We start from the raw sequence: 16,183 nt of genomic DNA on the forward strand, positions 1-16,183 counted from the left end.
TCGTTTGCCTCAACAGATGAACACGCCGCGGCTACGCTGTGTGCCTGGCAGCCGGGCGCTCAGACGAGGAGGCAACGTTGGTGGGACGCGAAGCTCAGGCACCGACCTGATGTTGTCGCTGTTTATCGCTCTGATCGGGCTCGTGTTCCTCGCGTTTGCGCCCACCCGCTACACCGGCATGATCTTCGTGCTGACGCTGCTCGCCACCTTCGGGGTCACCGCGTTCGATATGAGCACCCACCAACCCACCAGCACCGACATCACCGGCTTCGCACTGGCCCTGATGCTCGGCGGACCCGCTCTGCTGATCCGGAGTGAGCGGGGAATGAAGAGCTGACCCGGGCCTATCCGGTCAAGAAGACCAGCCGAAACTTACCGATCTGCACTTCGTCGTTGTTGGCCAGCACCCCTGAGTCCACCGGCTGCCGGTTGACGTAGGTGCCGTTGAGGCTGCCGACGTCGGCGACGACCCAGTTGGCGTCCTCGTCGAGCCGAAACTCCGCGTGACGGCGGCTCACGGTGATGTCGTCGAGAAGAATGTCGCTGTCGGGATGGCGCCCGGCCGAGGTGACGGGGCGGTCGAGCAAGAACCGGGAACCGGCGTTCGGGCCGCGCTTGACGATCAGCAGCGCCGCTCCGCTCGGCAGCCCTTCGACGGGGGGTGCCTCGGTGGCGGTCGAACCGTCATCCGGCTCGTCGAGAAACTGCGTGCCGTAGTCGGCGGTCGTCTCGCCCACCGCTTGGGTGAGGTGTTGGTCGTCGTCGCCGCGGTTCATATGTCGCTCCCACCGCCTCGGGCACGATCAGATGCCCGCTAGGCCAAGAGAAATACCCACCTTCCGGCGGTCTTATGCCGCTTCAGGTCCGGCGGAGGATGAACGCCTCGATGTGGCGGTCGCCGGCGCGCACCTCGTACTTGCTCCACCCCGGGTACATCTTGAGGCCCTTGGACCAGATCTCGTCGCGCTCCCTTGGACTGGCGAGGCGGGCGGTGGCGCCCCAGGTGTCGCGGCCGATCGACACCGTGGCCTCCGGATGCGCCCTCAGGTTGTGGTACCAGGCCGGGTGCTTCGCGCCGCCGAAGTTGGACGCGATGAGGGCCACGCCGTCGGGGTGCGGGATGCCGTACAGCGCGACGGTGCGCGGCTCCCCCGATTTGGCGCCGGTGGTGGTCAGGATGACCGCGGGAACCCCGGTCGCGAGTGCGGCGAAGCTGCTCCTGCCCCCGGTGACCTTCGTGATCAGTCGGTCGAGGTGGTGGGCGGTCGGGCGGAGAATAGCCCCGCCCACCGCCGTGGCCGCGAAGCTGCGCATGAACCGGTGAAATGGGTTGGCGTGATCGAAGGACAGGTCCGACACGGCGTCACGCCGGCTTGGTGCTGTCGACCTGTTCCCGGTCGTACCCGATGACGGGCGCCGAGTCGCCGTAGACGTCCAGGGTGTGGATGAAGCGGTGCAAGCCCATCACCCCGGCGCAGGTGAACCCCAACTCGATGATCTGCGCGGCGGTGAAGTGCTCGCCCAGGCGCTTGTAGAACTCGTCGTCCATGGCGTGGTGGTCGGAGGAGAGCAGGTCGAGGAACTCGACGGCCATCTGCTCCTGCGGGGTGAGCGCGCCGTGGCCTGGGGCGAGCAGGCAGGCGACGTCCTCGTCGGTGATCGAGTCGTGCTTGCGCGACTGGCTGCACGGTTCGCATTCGCCGAGCTGCGCGCTGCGGATGCGCAGCAACTCCAGGATCCGGCCGCCCAGCAGCGTGCCGGCACCGAGCGTGGTCCTGGCCGCGTTGACCTGGTCGAGCTGCGCGCTGCGGTACGCGAAGATCTGCAGGGGCACCGGCGTCGCGTACAGACCGGCTGCGACGCCGGCCTCCACGATTTCGCGGGAATGGGAGCTGAGCTCTTCCATCGGGATTGGCGCAATACGCGGCATCGAATCAGGCTAACTTTTTTGTGCGTCGGCCAAAAGGAGAACTCGATGTCCAGACTTGCCGGAAAGGTCGCGATAGTCACCGGGGGCGCGGGTGGAATCGGCGCGGCGACCGCGCACGTATTGGCCCGCGAGGGCGCCGCCGTCGCGGTCGTCGACATCGACGAGGCCAAGGCCGCCGGGGTCGCCGACGAGATCCGGCGAACCGGGGCAAGGGCACTGGCGCTCGGCGGCGACCTCGCCGAGGAGGACACGGCGCGCGACGTGGTGCGGTCCACCGTCGCTGAGTTCGGCCGAATCGACGTGCTGCACAACAACGCCGCGCTCACCGCGAGTGACTTCTTGTCGCGCGACACCACGGTGGCCGAGATGCCGTTGGAGGTGTGGCGACGGTCCTTGGACGTCAACCTCGGAAGCCAGCTGCTGATGTGCAAGTACGCTGTCCCCGAAATGCGAAGGGGCGGCGGCGGTTCCATCGTCAACATGTCCTCGGGGGCGGCGCTGTCGGGCGACAAGACGCGGCTGGCCTACGGCGTGTCGAAGTCCGGGGTGCACGCGCTGACGATGTACGTGGCGACGAGCGAGGGAAAGGGCGGCGTGCGGGCGAACACGATCGTGCCGGGGCTGATCCTGACCGACGCGGTGCGCGCGCACCTGTCCGAGGATGTCATCGGCGGGCTTGGCCGCGCCACGTTGACGCCATACCTCGGAGAACCGAAAGACGTTGCCGAGCTGGTGGTTTTCCTGGCCTCGGAGCAGTCGCGCTACATCACCGGGCAGATGATCGCGATCGACGGCGGGATGTCGGCGCACATCGGCCTTGATACCGGCGACTAGAGGATCGCGTCGGCCAGGCGGTCAACCTGGTCGACGGCCTCGCTTGTCGGGTGGAACAGCAGCCGGTCGAAGCCCAGCTCCCGATACCGGCGGACGGTGTCGCGCGCGTCGTCCGCCGAGCAGACCATGTCGGCGACGTTCACCGCTGCATACTCCGGGGCGAACCCGTAGTAGCGCGCCAGGTGGTCCCTGCCCGCCGCGACGGCGTCGGCCGACCCGAGCCCGAAGTTCACCGATGCCTGCAGGTAGGGACGCCCGGGCCGGCCCGCGGCCTGCCAACCGGCCCGGATGCGCTCGGCCAGCGCCGCCTGTTCGTCGTAGTGCCGCACGGCGCCGGCGGCCCACCCCTCGCCGGTGCCGATGACCCGCCGTACCGTCGCCGCCGACCGTCCACCGAAGAGCAGCGGAATGTGCACGGGCGCTGGGCATAACGAGCCGTCGCCGCCGACCGGCCCACCGGCCCACAGCTCGCGCATGTGCTCCACCTGTTCGTCGAGGATCCGGCCACGGCCGCGGAAATCGGCGCCGGTGGCGGCGTAGTCATCGCAGCGGTTACCCACCCCCAGACCGACGACCAGACGGCCGCCGGAGGTGTGAGCCACGCTGGCGAGCTGCTTGGCCAGCGGAACGACGGGATACAGCGGGGACAGAAGGACATTCGTCACCAGGGTCAGTTCGTCGGTGGCTCCGGCTGCGGTGGCCAGGGCGATCAGCGGGTCGATACCGGGGTAGAGCAGGCGGTCGATCGTCGCGACGGATTCGAACCCGCGCCGCTCGGCACGGCGGGCCCATTGGACGATGGCCGGGCCGGCGACGCCGGCGATGTGGTTCGGCAGCCCGATTCCCAGCTTCACAGCCCCAGCATCGGCCCTTGCCGTCGATTCTGGACAGTAAAACCCACTCTGACGGCAAAAATAGGACATATTGCCCGTAGTTCTGTACTGTTTTCCTCACTATGGAGCCGCTGGACGGTCATATTCTGCACGCGCTGCAGGTCGCGCCGCGGGCGCCGTTCCGGCGTATCGCCGAGGTGATCGGCGCCGGCGAACAAACCGTCGCGCGCCGCTACCGGGCCCTGCGCCGCGACGGCGCCCTCCGCGTGATCGGCGTGGTGAACCCGCGGGTGTACGGCGAAGACCAGTGGATCGTCCGGGTGCGCGCCAAACCCGACAACCTGCCCCGGCTCGCCGAGGCGCTGGTCCGCCGGCCCGACGTCACCCATGCCAACGTGTTGTCGGGGGGCACCGAACTCGTCTGCGTGGTCCGCGCGCCGATCGGCGACGCCGGCGACGGTCTGCTGCACCGGCTCCCCCGCACGCCGGCGGTCCTCGAGATGCGGATCGACTTGGTACTCAACGTCTTCGGGTCACCAGCGGGCGCCCACTGGACGGGCCACGGCCACGCCCTGGACGAGGACCAGATCAAGGCGCTGCGGCAGCAGGTCGAGGGCGCGAGGCCCGATCGGCCCGCCGCGCCCACGGCCGGCGATCAGCCGCTGCTGGAGGCGTTGGCCAACGATGGCCGCATCGCCGACAACGCACTGGCGACGCTCACCGGGTGGTCGCCGGCGCGCGTCAAGCGCCGACTGGCCGCGCTACAGGCCTCCGACACGCTCGCCTACGACCTCGACGTGCTGCCGGAGCGGCTCGGGTTCATGCTGAACGCGATGATCTGGATCTCCACGGCGCCGCGCCATCTCGCGTCGGTGGCCGAACAGATCGCGCGGCATCCCGAGGTCGCCTCGGTCGTCGCGGTCAGCGGTCCGGCCAACCTGATGGTCGTGGTGATCTGCCGAGACGCCGGCCACCTCTATCGCTACATCGCCGAGCGCCTGGCCACCGTCGACGACATCCAGGCCTACGACGTCAGCGTCCGCAGTAAGCGGCTCAAGCAGGTCGGCTCGCTGGTGTCGCGCGGCCGGTTGATTCGCGCCTAGCCGCTCGTCGGTCCCAGCGCGTAGGCGCCGGTCTCCGGGTGGTGATACCAGCCGCTGGCGGCGTGGGTGCCGCCGTCGACGTGGATCGTTTGGCCGGTGATATAGCTGGACATCTCGGAGGCCAGAAAGACTGCCGCGCCTGCCATTTCGTCGACGTGACCGGCACGGCCCATCGGCACGGTGAGGCCGAATCGCTGCTCGGAGCCGGGCGGCGCGATTGCCCTGATGCCTTCGGTCAGGGTGATGTCGGGCGCCAGCGCGTTGACCCGGATCCCGTGCGGCGCGAGTTCCAGCGCCGCGGTCTTGGTGTAGTTGATGACGCCCGCCTTGGCGGCCGCGTAGGTGGCGTAGCCGGGTGCGGCGCGCACGCCCTCGATCGAGGTGACGCTGATGATGCTGCCCGGCAGCTTCTGTTCGACGAGGATGCGCGCCACCCGCTGCGTGCACAGGTAAACGTGGCGCAGGTTCGCCTTGTACAGTGCGTCCCAACCGTTTTCGCTGGTGTCGAGGATGCCCGACCAGAACACCCCGCCGGCGTTGTTGACCAGGATGCTCACCGTCCCGAGTTCGGCGGTCGTCTGCGCCAACGCGGCGTCCACCGCGGTGCTGTCGCGCACGTCGACGGGAAGCCCCAGCGCGCCGATCTCCTCGGCGGCCGCCGCGCACGATTCCGGGTTGCGCTCCCAGATGGCGACCCGCGCGCCGAAAGCCTTCAGCCCCGCCGCGATGCCGCGGCCGATGCCCGCGCCGCCGCCGGTGACCACCGCGACACGGTCGGTCAGAAGGACGCTGGAGGGGTCGAGTGTCATGCAGCTGAATATAGGACAATGCGACGTCAAGGTTTACAGTCTTTACTGATTATGTTTGATCTGTAATCAGTGGAGGGCCGCCATGACCAGCACGATCTTCGTCACCGGCGCGACCGGACAGACCGGCGGCAATGTGTGCCAGCAGCTGATCGAGCGCGGCGACCACGTGCGCGCGCTGGTGCGCAACCCCGACGACGCGACGGCGCTGGCCGGGATCGGCGTGGAACTGATCAGGGGCGACATCACCGACGCCGACGACGTCCTGCGCGCGGCCAAGGGCGCCGACGCGGCCATTCACTGCGCGGCACTGCTGGGCGGCGCGAGCCAAGACCTGGACGACTTCAAGGCCGTCAACATGGTCGGCACCGCCAACGTGCTGGATGCGGCCAAGGCGCACGGCATGCGCCGCGTCGTCGCCCTGAGCACCGCCACGTTCCTGGACCTGAGCACCGGCGCCGATTTCGAAGAGGCGCCCGTGCTGCGCAATCCGCCGGGCGACCCCTACACCGTCACCAAGCTCGCCGCCTTCCTCGACGCGCACGAGCGTGCCGCCGCCGGCGACGACGTCCTGACCTGCCATCCTGGCGCGATCTTCGGGCCCGGCCTGGTCGTCGAGCGCGCCCTGCACCGCACCAGCTTCAACCGGGTGCTGCTCGCCGGGATGCGCGGAAAGATCAAGCGCTACCTGGCTTTTCCGGTGACCTGGGTCGCCGGCGCCGACGTCGCCAAGGGATCGATCGCCGCGCTGGACAAGGGCGTGGCCGGCGAGCGCTACCTGCTGGTGGGCCGCCCCGAGGACACCTTCAGCACCGCCGGCGGCATCAATCGCGCCTGCGAGATCGCCGGAATCGATCATCGCGTCGAGGATCTCGACTACCGCACGGATCCCGAGGCGTTGACCGCCGAATTCGGGCCCACCCTGATGGCCATCGCCGCCGCCGCGGCCAAGAGCGAGCGCAGGCCCAGGGCGACCAACAACCTGACCAGCCGGCGCCTCGGCTATGCGCCCATGTCCTTCGATGACGGCCTGCGACTGCTGATCTCGTGGCTGCGCGAGCTCGGCAAGCTGTAGGGATCGCCGTGGTGGACCTGGCCGATCGGATCCTCGACGCGGCCCAGCGGCTGGTGTTCCGGGCCGGGGCGCGCAGGCTGTCGCTGTCGGACGTGGCGGCCCGGGCCGGGGTGTCGCGGCCCACGCTCTACCGCTACTTCGCGTCCAAAGAGGAGCTCATCGACGCGCTCGGCAAACGCGAGCGGCGGCGCTTCAACGCCGCGTTGGACCAAGCGATGTCCGGCGTCGTCGGGGTCGCGCGGCTTCAGGCCGCGATCGACGTCGTCGCGACGTTCGTCGACGTCCAGCCGCCCGGCCGGCTGCTCGACCTGGAGCCGGCGTTTGCGCACGACCAGATGGCGCAGGCGCTGCCGATGCTCGCCGACGGGCTGACGGCCGTGTTACAGCTCTGCGCCCGCGAGGGCGCCTTCGCGACGGCGGTCGATCCCCGCGACCTCGCCGGTGCGGTCGCGCGAACCGCGATGAGCCACTACATTTTTCCCGACGCCGACCCCGCCGCAGCGCGCCGCGAGATCCGGGCCGCCGCCGGCCTCCCCGCTCAGGCGAGCTGAAACTTCGTCGCGCCGAACGGCTCGTAGGTTCCCAGCGCGACCACCGTCGACGGCTCCATCCGATACACGTGCCACGGCGCCGGGCCGGCCGATTGCGCGCTGTACTCCGCCGTCAGCGCGTCGCCCGCAACCTCGCACGGCCATCCACCGCGCACGAAAGAGTCCGCCACGGAAGCCAATTCGGTCCCGGAAGTGACCCGCCGCGCGACGCCCTCGATGACCAAGTCGAACGGTTCCGTCGCCACACTGAACGCGCATCGCGGATCGCGGCCCAGGTTGCGCGACTTGCGGGTCGCCGGGCCCGAGGTGAAGTACCAGCTGCCGTTGTCCTGCGTCGTCCCGACGGCCGTCACATGCGGGCTTCCGTCCGGATTGATCGTCGTGAGCCACACGGTGTGGCGTTGCGGGCCGCCGCTGCCCGGCGCCTGCGTCAGCTCACCGTCCAGCACTGCCTTGACGCGGTCCCAGCCAATCGGAGGCGCCCCGTACCCGTCGAGATTGCGGTGTGTGATCGTCATGCCGGTATTGACCGATGGCGGCGGTGGAATTCATCGCTCCCGCAGCAGGAACAATCCGTAGGCGGCGACGGACTGCGCGTCGACGATCACCCCGGTGCGCATCATTTCCTCGACGTCTTCGCGCGAGAACCATTCGCTGCGCATGTCCTGTTCCTCGTGCTCGCGATCCGATTCGCCCTCGGCGATCCCGGTGGCCAGGAACACCCAGCCGCGCTGGCTGCTCATCCCCGCGGCGACGTCGAGCTGGCCGAGCGCCTCGAACGACGTCGCGCGCAGTCCGGTCTCCTCGCGCAACTCGCGCTCGGCCAACTTTGCCGGCTCGGCGTCGACAAGATCCGGGGCGCTGCCCTGCGGGAACTCCCAGCGCCGCGCGCCGAGCGGGTAGCGGTACTGCTCCACGAGCCGAAACCGGCTCCCGTCGTACGGCATCACCAGCGCGTACGTCGGCTTGTCCACCACGGCGTAGATGCCCAGACTCCCGTCGGGACGGCGGATGTCGTCTTCCCGGATCACCAGCCAGCGGTTCCGATAGATCTCGCGGGACGAGACGCATTCGATGAAAGGCACCCCGCCAGTATCGCGAGGAGTATGTTCCCAAGCCATGCCCTCCCAGGAAGCCATCGCACAGACCGTCAACAGCTACCTCGAGCTCGTCGCCGCCGGCAAAACCGACGAGATCCTCAACCTGTATGCCGCCGACGCGACCGTCGAGGACCCGATCGGTTCGGACGTCCGGCGCGGACACGACGCCATCCGCGAGTTCTACGCGGGGTTCCAGGACCTCAAGAAAGACACCGAACTCGTGGAGCTGCGCGTCGGCGGCAGCGAGGCGGCGTATTTGTGGCACCTCACGCTCGACACCGGTGACAGCCGCAGCCGCATCTCGCCCATCTCGCACATGAAATTCGACGAGGACGCCAAGATCACCTCGATGCGGGCGTTCTGGTCGCCGGCCGACGTCAAGGTCCTCTGAGCGGGCCGCGGCTTCGGTTGCGGCACAAGGGTTCCGCCGCAGTCCCCTCATCGGCGACCGAGCGAGCCGGGATTTCGGCGGGTTAAAGCTCGTTTCTCGGGGCGTCGGCGGCGATAATGCATCGATGAACCCTCACGACGACGATCCACCGCTCTAGCATGCGACGGCACATCATCGTCAGCGGTGAGGACGCGCTGGCCACGACGATCATCGACGAGCTGAACAACGCCGGCGTCAGCGTCGTCAAGCTCAGCAGCCCCGCCGAGCTTGCCCACGTCGAGGCCGATCGCGCGATCGCAGTCGTCTGCGCCGGGGACGACGATGCGATCAACCTCGAAATCGCTTTGCTGGCAAGGAAAGCCAACCCCAGGGTGCGGGTGGTCGCGCGGCTGGGCAATGACGTGCTCCGCGAAGCGGTGGCCGACGACAACGGACCCGGGGCGATCCTGGACGTCGCCGACCTCGCTGCGCCCTCGGTGGTGGAGGCGTGCCTGGCCCACAGCACGCACCCGTTCGAGGCGGCCGGCATCAAGTTCGTCGTCTCCGACGCCGAGGCGCCCCGGGACGGAACCCTGCGCGAGATCTACGGCGACCTGGCGCCGGTGGCGGTGATTCACGGCAGCAACTCGCCCAACCCCGGCGAGGTGGTGGCCTGCCCGGGCCGCGACCTGCCGGTGCAGGCCGGCGACTGGACCGCGATGATCGGCACGCCGGATGAGCTGTCCGCCCTGGGGATCAAGATCGCTCGGGCGACCCGCGTGCGCACCCGCCCACCCCAGCTGCGACGGGCGTTCGACGCGTTGCGAACCCTGCGCAACGACGTCAACCCGATGTTTTTCCGCGCGCTGGCCGCCGCGCTGGGCCTGCTGATCGGGTCGACGATCGTGTTGCGGTTCACCTATCAACCCCATCCCGGGATGACGTGGGTCGACGCGCTGTACTTCAGCACCGAGACGATCGCGACCGTCGGCTACGGCGACTTCAGTTTCCTGCACCAACCCACCTGGTTGCGGCTGTTCAGCATCACGCTGATGTTCGCCGGCGTGATGACCACCGCGCTGCTGGTCGCGTTCATCGCCGACCTGCTGTTGTCCCGGCGCTTCGCCTACTCGGCCGGCCGCCGGCAGGCGCGCCACCTGCGCAACCACATCATCGTGGTCGGGCTGGGCTCGTTCGGCAGCCGGGTCGTCCGGGACCTGGTCGCGGCGGGCTACGACGTCGCGGTCATCGAGCGCGACGAGAACAACCGCTTCCTGTCGACGGCGGCCGAGCTCGAGGTGCCCGTCGTCTTCGGGGACGCGACGCTGGCTCAGACCCTGGAGTCGGCCCGGGTTGAGCACGCCCGCGCGGTCGCGGTGCTGACGCAGGACGACATGGTCAACATCGAGATCGGGATCGTGCTGCGCGAGATGTTGGGGCCCCGGGTGATGCCGGACGTCGTCCGGCCCGACGTGCCGATCGTGCTGCGGATATTCGACACGGCGCTGGGCGTCGCCGTGTCGCAGCGGTTCGGCTTCGAACACGTTCGCTCCACCGTCGAGTTGGCCGTCCCGTGGTTCATCGGCGCCGCCATGGGGCTGCAGGTGCTCGGGACGTTCTGGGTGGGGCAGCGCTCGTTCATGGTCGGCGGCATGCACGTGGCGGCCCGCAGCGAACTGGACGGGCTGCGGATGTTCGAGCTGTCCACCCACACCCGGGTCATCGCGATCACCCGGGAGGACGCGCCGGTGCAGCTGCACCCGCGGCGCGACGCGCGGCTGTGCGCCGGCGACACCGTCTACCTCGTCGGCCCGTACCGCGAGCTGCTGGCGACGCTGCGCAAGGGGCAGCCGCCCCAGCAGCCCGAGATCGGCGGGGAGCGCCGCCCGGCCTAGCCGCCTAGCTGGCGACCTACAGCTGGGCCGCCACGTCGGCCGCGCGGCGCAGCTGGTCGACGTCCGAACTCGTCGGGATGAGCTGGACCTCGTCGGTGCCGATGCCCTCGAACTTGCGCAGCACGGCCAGCAGCTCGTCCTCGCTGCCGGCCCAGCCGGTCATGGGCGCCATCGCGTCGACGTACTCGGCCGGTATCCAGTTCATGTAGCGCCGCAGGTGGCGATGCACCTGGGCGCGGGCCTGCTCGGGCGGGCCGAACGCGAACCAGAACGACGTCACCAGATGCGGCTTGGGCCTGCCGGCCTGCGCCCACGCGTCGCGCGCCACGTCGAACAGCTCGTTCTGCTTGGCGACGTCGAGGTCCAGCGTGGTGCCCGCCAGCCCGTCGGCCCACGCCGCGGCGCTGCGGATCGTCTTCGGCCCGATGCTGCCGACGAACAGCGGCGGGCCACCGGGCTGGACCGGGGCCGGGCCGACGGGCAGCACCGACTCGGTGAGCTTTTCGCCGGCCCACACTTTCCTCATCGCCGCCACCCGGTCGGCCATGCCGCGGATGGTCTGCGTCGCCGGGTCGGCGCCCACGGCGTGATAGTCCTCGAGCCTGCCGCCCACACCGATGCCGACCGTCAGCCGCCCGCCGCACAGCATGTCGCCAGTCGAGAGCGCCTTCGCCAGCATCACCGGATCGTGCAGCTGCGGGACGATCACGGTGGTCAACAGCCGCACCCGATGGGTCCAGGCGGCCAGCGCCCCGAGCAGGGTCAGGTTGTCCGGGTTGTCGAACGCGATCCGCTCACCCCAGCACAGCGACGAGAACGGGCCCTCGTCGATCGCGCGGGCCCAGTCTTCGAGCACCGCCGCATCCAAATCCGGCTCCATCACCGGCATGGTCATCGCTATCTGCACGTAGGCGATTCTGGCAGCATGGGCTGGATGGGTTTGACCAGCACCTCCATCGCACACGTCCGGCTGACCGTGACCGACATCGAGCGGTCCCGGCAGTTCTACGAGAGCGTCTTCGGCTGGCCGGTGTTGCTCGAGGTCCCCGAGAACGCCGACGAGGCCACCCGCAGCCAGTTCGGCTTCCTGTTCGGCGGCGTCATCTACGACCTGGGCGGCACGCTGCTCGGCCTGCGCCCGGTCGCGACGGACCGGTTCGACGAGGATCGTGTCGGCCTCGACCACATCGCGTTCCGGGTCGGCAGCAAGGCCGAGCTGGAGGCCGCGGCCGCCCATCTCGACGAAGTCGGCGTGGAGCACGAGCCCATCAAAGACATTGGGCCGTCCTACATCCTGGAGTTCCGCGACCCGGACAACATCGCGCTGGAACTGACGGCGCCGAAATAAGGATCCCGGAGGGGTAAAAGGGAACTATGGCGATCAGTTTCAACCACACCATCGTCGCCGCGCGCGACAAGCGGGAGTCCGCGGAATTCCTCGCCGAGCTGTTCGGGTTGCCCAGCCCGAAGCCGTTCGGCCACTTCATGGCCGTCGAGCTCGAGCACGGCGCCACCCTCGATTACGCCGATGCGCCGGAGGGCGAAGAGATCCGGCGGCAGCACTACGCGTTCCTTGTATCCGACGACGACTTCGACGCCATCTACGGCAAAATCGCCGACCGCGGCTTGCAGCACTGGGCGGATCCCGGCCGCCAGCGGCCCGGCGAGATCAACGTCAGGGACGGCGGCCGCGGCGTCTACTTCCTGGATCCCTCAGGGCATGCCATGGAGATCCTGACCCGCCCCTACGGCTCGGGCGGCTAATCGCCGCTGCGCGGCGAGCCGTGCCGGGCGTGTTCCTGGCTCCGATAGTCGTCGGCCATCTGTGCGACGTGCTTGGGCAGCGCGCCGGCCGCGACGTCGGCCAGGGTCGTTTCCTCCAGGACCGAGCGCATGCTGGCCCGCAGCGCGCGCCAGACGTCGGCCAACGGCGCGGTGGGTCCCGAATACGGCAGGTCACCGAGCCCGATGTCGCGGACGCTGGCCAGCGGGCCGTCGATGCAGCGCAGCACGTCGGCGATGCTGATCTCGCTGCCGGGGCGGGCCAGCTCGTAGCCGCCTTCGCGGCCGCGGTGGCTGCGCACCAGGCGGTCGGTGCGCAGGTTGGTGAGGATGTCGACGAGGAACTGCGGCGGTATGCCCTGGGCCTGGGCCAATTCGTCCGTCGTCACCAGGGTGCCGGGATCGACCGTCGCGAGCTGGACCATCGCCCGCACCGCGTACTCCGCCTTGGCCGACATCCGCATGTGAGGATTGTGCCATTCACGCGAGCGGGTGCTTAGGGGCGCAACTCCAGCAGGTCGATTACCAGCTGCGCCTGCTCGTCGACGCCGCGATCCGGCGTCAGCCGCAGGTCCGGGTTCTCCGGCTGCTGATAAGGGCTGTCGATGCCGGTGAAGTTGGCGATCTCACCCGCGCGTGCTTTGGCGTATAGCCCCTTGGGATCACGCTTCTCGCAGTCGCCGAGGGGGGTGTCGCAGAAGACCTCGAAGAAGTCCAGCCCGCTCGTGGCATGAACCTTGCGCGCCAGTTCGCGATGCTCGGCCAGCGGGCTGATCGCCGGCACCAGCACGGTCTGGCCGGAGTCGGCCAGCAGCGCGGCCACGTGCGCGAGCCGGCGCAGGTTCTCCGCCCGGTCGGCCATCGAAAAGCCGAGATCGGCGTTCAGGCCGTGGCGCAGGTTGTCACCGTCGAGAACGTATGCGGGAAAACCGCTTTCGAGCAGCTTGCGCTCAACCTCCATGGCCACGCTCGACTTGCCCGAACCCGACAGGCCGGTGAACCAGATCGTCCTGCCCCGCGGCCGCGATCCCGCACCGACGAGCGACTTGTGCCGCACCGTGTTCGGGCTCGACGTCTGCGCCGAGACGTCGCGCAACACCATGCCCGCCGCCACCGTGCCATTGGTGTTCGGGTCGATCAGAATGAACGAGCCGGTGCTGGAGTTGCGGGTGTACTCGTCGAGCAGCAAAGGAACCTGGGTGCGCAGCGAGATGCGGCCAAGTTCGTTGAGCTGCAACGCCTCTGCACCCTTGTCGCGATGCAGGGTGTTGACGTCGAGCCGGTACTCCAGCGCGGTGACCCGCGCGCGCGTCGTTCGGGTGGTGTGCTTGATCAGGTAGTCGCGGCCGGGCTCCAGCGCCGAGTTGTCGGCCATCCAACACACGGTCGCGTCGAACTCCTGCGCGACCCTGGGCTGGTTGTGGGTGCGGGCGATCATGTCGCCGCGGGAGATGTCGATCTCGTCGGCGAGGCTGACCGAGACGGCCATCGGCGGAAACGCTTCTTCCACAGGGCCGTTGGGGCCCTCGATCGCGGTGATCCGGGTGGTCTTGCCGATCGGCAGCACCACCACCTCGTCGCCGGGGCGCATCACCCCGCTGGCCACGGTGCCGGCGTAGCTGCGGTGGTCCTGATGCTCGTGGGTGTGCGGCCGGATGACGTATTGCACCGGGAAGCGCACGTCGACCAGGTTGCGGTCACCGGCGATGTAGACCTCTTCGAGGTGCGACAGCAGCGCCGGCCCCTCGTACCAGGGCGCGTTGTCCGACTTGGTCACCACGTTGTCGCCGTTGAGCGCCGAGATCGGGATGGTGGCCACGTCCTGCACGTCCAGCCGGGCCGCGAAGGCGTGGAACTCGTCGCGGATCCACTCGAATCTTTCCTTGTCCCAGTCGATCAGGTCCATCTTGTTGACGGCGAGCACGATGTGCTGGATGCCCAGCAGGGACGCCAGGAAGGCGTGCCGCCGGGACTGCTCGAGCAGGCCGTGGCGGGCGTCGACGAGGACGATCACCAGCTGGGCGGTCGACGCGCCGGTCACCATGTTGCGGGTGTACTGGATGTGGCCGGGGGTGTCGGCGATGATGAATTTCCGCTTGGGCGTGGCGAAGTAGCGGTAGGCGACGTCGATGGTGATGCCCTGCTCCCGCTCGGCCCGCAGGCCGTCGGTGACCAGCGCCAGGTCGGTGTAGTCGTGACCGCGTTCCTTGGACGTGCGCTCGACCGACGCCCACTGGTCCTCCATCACGGCCTTGGAGTCGTAGAGCAGCCGCCCGATCAGGGTGGACTTGCCGTCGTCGACGGAGCCCGCGGTGGCGAGCCTCAATAGAGTTGTCATCAGAAGTAGCCCTGTCGTTTCCGGTCTTCCATGCCCGCCTCCGAGATGCGGTCGTCGGCGCGGGTCGCACCGCGCTCGGTCAGCCGGGACACCGCCGTCTCGGCGATGACCTCCGAGACGGTGGAGGCTTCGGACTCCACGCACCCGGTGCAGGTGACGTCACCGACGGTGCGGAACCGCACCGTCGCCTCGAACACCGGCTCGTCGGGGCGCGGCTGCATGTGCCGGTGCACCGCCAGCAGCATGCCGTCGCGCTGAAACACCTTGCGCCGGTGCGCGAAATAGATCGACGGCAGCTTGACCTTCTCGGCGCCGATGTAGGACCAGATGTCGAACTCGGTCCAGTTCGACAGCGGGAAGACGCGGATGTGCTCGCCCTTGTGGTGCCGGCCGTTGTAGAGGTTCCACAGCTCGGGCCGCTGGGCCTTGGGGTCCCACTGCCCGAACTCGTCGCGGAAGCTGAACACTCGCTCCTTGGCCCGCGCCTTTTCCTCGTCGCGGCGCGCGCCGCCGAACGCGGCGTCGAACTTGTTCTCCCGGATGGCGCGCAGCAGCGTCACCGTCTGGATCGGGTTGCGCGACGGGATGGTCTCGACGACGCGCCCCGCGTCGATGTCCTCCTGCACCGAGGCCACCACCAGCCGCACGCCGGACTCGGCGACCAGCTCGTCGCGGGCGGCGATCACCTCGTCGAAGTTGTGGCCGGTGTCGACGTGCATCACCGGGAAGGGCAGCCGTCCGGGGCGGAACGCCTTGAGCGCCAGGTGCAGCATGACGATGGAGTCCTTGCCACCGGAGAACAGCAGCACCGGCCGCTCGAACTCGGCGGCCACCTCCCGGATGATGTGGATCGCCTCGGCCTCGAGCGAGCGCAAGTGGCTCAACTCGTACTGGCCGGCGGCGGGGGCCGCGTTCACAGCGCTGGTCATCGGCTACCTCGTCGTGTATTCCTGATAAAGCTGATCGGATTGACCATCTTTATGCTCATTGCCGTCTATGGAACCAGCCGGCCCCGCCCATGTCAATGACCTGCCGGGTATTTGCGGGCGCTCACCGGTGCGAAAGCATGGACACATGACAACTGGAACGCAGAGCGGCCGCGAAGTTATTGCGCAATTCCTCCCCCAATCGCCGTTCGTCGCGAAGCTGGGGATCATCGCCGACGAGCTCGGCGACGACGAGGTGCGGCTGCGGCTGCCGTGGGACCCCAGCAATGTCACCGTCGGCGACATGGTCCACGGCGGCGCCATCGCGACGCTGGCGGACCTGACCGTGATGGCGGCGGCCTGGTGCGGCGCCGAGGCTCCGCCGCAACTGCGCGGGGTGACGGTGTCGATGGCGCTGGATTTCCTGGCGCCGGCGCGGGCCACCGACGTGATCGGGATCGGCCGGGTGCTGCGGCGGGGGCGGTCGCTGGTCAACTGCGAGGCCGAGATCGTCGACGCCGACGGCACGCTGGTCGCCAAGGCCCTGGCGACGTACAAGGTGGGCTAGCTGTACTCGGTCAGGACGTTGGTAGCAGGCGTGTCGGCTTGATGTGAGGAGAACCCCCGGGTGGGGTGTGGC

General features: G+C 68.9%; 20 protein-coding genes and 1 pseudogene. 10 read left to right on the forward strand and 11 right to left on the reverse strand.

Annotated features, from left to right (window positions below; translation table 11 throughout):
• The first annotated feature begins 109 nt into the window (after positions 1-109).
• Complete coding sequence (locus AWB89_RS17035; RefSeq protein WP_085092789.1) at positions 110-337, forward strand: hypothetical protein; 228 nt, start codon at positions 110-112, stop codon at positions 335-337.
• Positions 338-344: 7 nt separating this feature from the next.
• On the opposite strand, the gene odhI is transcribed toward AWB89_RS17035, so the two are convergent.
• The 3 genes from odhI to AWB89_RS17050 all read right to left on the reverse strand — a co-directional run bounded on the left by odhI (position 345) and on the right by AWB89_RS17050 (position 1,930).
• Positions 345-776, reverse strand: a complete 432-nt coding sequence (gene odhI, locus AWB89_RS17040; protein ID WP_085092791.1) for an oxoglutarate dehydrogenase inhibitor Odhl — start codon at positions 774-776, stop codon at positions 345-347.
• 82 nt (positions 777-858) lie between these two features.
• Positions 859-1,359: a nitroreductase family deazaflavin-dependent oxidoreductase gene (locus tag AWB89_RS17045; RefSeq protein WP_085092793.1), complete on the reverse strand. Its 501-nt coding sequence runs from the start codon at positions 1,357-1,359 to the stop codon at positions 859-861.
• A gap of 4 nt (positions 1,360-1,363) precedes the next feature.
• On the reverse strand, positions 1,364-1,930 hold the full coding sequence (locus AWB89_RS17050; protein WP_085092795.1) for a carboxymuconolactone decarboxylase family protein: 567 nt from the start codon (positions 1,928-1,930) through the stop codon (positions 1,364-1,366).
• Positions 1,931-1,975: 45 nt separating this feature from the next.
• On the opposite strand from AWB89_RS17050, the gene AWB89_RS17055 reads away from it, so the two are divergent.
• Complete coding sequence (locus AWB89_RS17055) at positions 1,976-2,764, forward strand: SDR family NAD(P)-dependent oxidoreductase (RefSeq protein WP_085175279.1); 789 nt, start codon at positions 1,976-1,978, stop codon at positions 2,762-2,764.
• Here the strand turns inward: AWB89_RS17055 and AWB89_RS17060 are convergent.
• Positions 2,761-3,618: an LLM class flavin-dependent oxidoreductase gene (locus AWB89_RS17060; protein ID WP_085175246.1), complete on the reverse strand. Its 858-nt coding sequence runs from the start codon at positions 3,616-3,618 to the stop codon at positions 2,761-2,763. The two genes, AWB89_RS17055 and AWB89_RS17060, sit on opposite strands and share 4 nt — an antisense overlap.
• Before the next feature lie 101 nt (positions 3,619-3,719).
• Here AWB89_RS17060 and AWB89_RS17065 point away from each other — a divergent pair, with 101 nt between their 5' ends.
• Positions 3,720-4,700, forward strand: a complete 981-nt coding sequence (locus AWB89_RS17065; RefSeq protein ID WP_085175248.1) for an Lrp/AsnC family transcriptional regulator — start codon at positions 3,720-3,722, stop codon at positions 4,698-4,700.
• Here the strand turns inward: AWB89_RS17065 and AWB89_RS17070 are convergent.
• Positions 4,697-5,509, reverse strand: coding sequence for an SDR family NAD(P)-dependent oxidoreductase (locus AWB89_RS17070; protein ID WP_085175250.1), 813 nt, complete (start codon positions 5,507-5,509; stop codon positions 4,697-4,699). The genes AWB89_RS17065 and AWB89_RS17070 overlap by 4 nt on opposite strands.
• Before the next feature lie 82 nt (positions 5,510-5,591).
• Here AWB89_RS17070 and AWB89_RS17075 point away from each other — a divergent pair, with 82 nt between their 5' ends.
• Complete coding sequence (locus tag AWB89_RS17075) at positions 5,592-6,581, forward strand: NAD-dependent epimerase/dehydratase family protein (protein WP_085175252.1); 990 nt, start codon at positions 5,592-5,594, stop codon at positions 6,579-6,581.
• Between the two features lie 11 nt (positions 6,582-6,592).
• Positions 6,593-7,132, forward strand: coding sequence for a TetR/AcrR family transcriptional regulator (locus AWB89_RS17080; protein ID WP_241520523.1), 540 nt, complete (start codon positions 6,593-6,595; stop codon positions 7,130-7,132).
• On the opposite strand, the gene AWB89_RS17085 is transcribed toward AWB89_RS17080, so the two are convergent.
• Both AWB89_RS17085 and AWB89_RS17090 read right to left on the reverse strand, forming a co-directional pair.
• Positions 7,120-7,650 (reverse strand): pyridoxamine 5'-phosphate oxidase family protein, encoded by a 531-nt coding sequence (locus AWB89_RS17085; RefSeq protein ID WP_085175257.1) that lies wholly within the window; start codon positions 7,648-7,650, stop codon positions 7,120-7,122. The two genes, AWB89_RS17080 and AWB89_RS17085, sit on opposite strands and share 13 nt — an antisense overlap.
• 30 nt (positions 7,651-7,680) lie before the next feature.
• Complete coding sequence (locus AWB89_RS17090) at positions 7,681-8,253, reverse strand: NUDIX domain-containing protein (RefSeq protein WP_174627844.1); 573 nt, start codon at positions 8,251-8,253, stop codon at positions 7,681-7,683.
• On the opposite strand from AWB89_RS17090, the gene AWB89_RS17095 reads away from it, so the two are divergent.
• Together AWB89_RS17095 and AWB89_RS17100 are read left to right on the forward strand one after the other, a co-directional pair.
• Entirely contained in the window at positions 8,252-8,623 is a 372-nt protein-coding gene (locus AWB89_RS17095; RefSeq protein WP_085175261.1) for a nuclear transport factor 2 family protein, read from the forward strand. The genes AWB89_RS17090 and AWB89_RS17095 overlap by 2 nt on opposite strands.
• A gap of 158 nt (positions 8,624-8,781) precedes the next feature.
• Complete coding sequence (locus tag AWB89_RS17100; protein ID WP_085092813.1) at positions 8,782-10,497, forward strand: NAD-binding protein; 1,716 nt, start codon at positions 8,782-8,784, stop codon at positions 10,495-10,497.
• A gap of 16 nt (positions 10,498-10,513) precedes the next feature.
• On the opposite strand, the gene AWB89_RS17105 is transcribed toward AWB89_RS17100, so the two are convergent.
• Positions 10,514-11,392, reverse strand: coding sequence for an LLM class flavin-dependent oxidoreductase (locus tag AWB89_RS17105; protein ID WP_085175264.1), 879 nt, complete (start codon positions 11,390-11,392; stop codon positions 10,514-10,516).
• Positions 11,393-11,431: 39 nt separating this feature from the next.
• Between AWB89_RS17105 and AWB89_RS17110 the strand changes: the two genes are divergently transcribed.
• Positions 11,432-11,845, forward strand: coding sequence for a VOC family protein (locus AWB89_RS17110; protein ID WP_085092852.1), 414 nt, complete (start codon positions 11,432-11,434; stop codon positions 11,843-11,845).
• 26 nt (positions 11,846-11,871) lie between these two features.
• Entirely contained in the window at positions 11,872-12,261 is a 390-nt protein-coding gene (locus AWB89_RS17115) for a VOC family protein (RefSeq protein WP_085175266.1), read from the forward strand.
• Here AWB89_RS17115 and AWB89_RS17120 read toward each other — a convergent pair.
• The 3 genes and pseudogenes from AWB89_RS17120 to cysD all read right to left on the reverse strand — a co-directional run bounded on the left by AWB89_RS17120 (position 12,258) and on the right by cysD (position 15,593).
• On the reverse strand, positions 12,258-12,743 hold the full coding sequence (locus AWB89_RS17120) for an Rrf2 family transcriptional regulator (RefSeq protein ID WP_085092819.1): 486 nt from the start codon (positions 12,741-12,743) through the stop codon (positions 12,258-12,260). The two genes, AWB89_RS17115 and AWB89_RS17120, sit on opposite strands and share 4 nt — an antisense overlap.
• Before the next feature lie 32 nt (positions 12,744-12,775).
• The gene (cysC, locus tag AWB89_RS17125; RefSeq protein ID WP_085175268.1) at positions 12,776-14,617 is read right to left on the reverse strand and encodes an adenylyl-sulfate kinase; all 1,842 of its coding nucleotides are present in this window, start codon (positions 14,615-14,617) and stop codon (positions 12,776-12,778) included.
• Positions 14,617-15,593, reverse strand: a pseudogene (cysD, locus tag AWB89_RS17130) (sulfate adenylyltransferase subunit CysD). The gene cysC and the pseudogene cysD overlap by 1 nt, the downstream one beginning before the upstream one ends.
• A gap of 98 nt (positions 15,594-15,691) precedes the next feature.
• On the opposite strand from cysD, the gene AWB89_RS17135 reads away from it, so the two are divergent.
• Complete coding sequence (locus AWB89_RS17135) at positions 15,692-16,111, forward strand: PaaI family thioesterase (RefSeq protein ID WP_085175270.1); 420 nt, start codon at positions 15,692-15,694, stop codon at positions 16,109-16,111.
• The last annotated feature ends 72 nt before the right edge of the window (positions 16,112-16,183 follow it).

Source organism: Mycobacterium paraense (assembly GCF_002101815.1).
Lineage (GTDB): Bacteria > Actinomycetota > Actinomycetes > Mycobacteriales > Mycobacteriaceae > Mycobacterium > Mycobacterium paraense.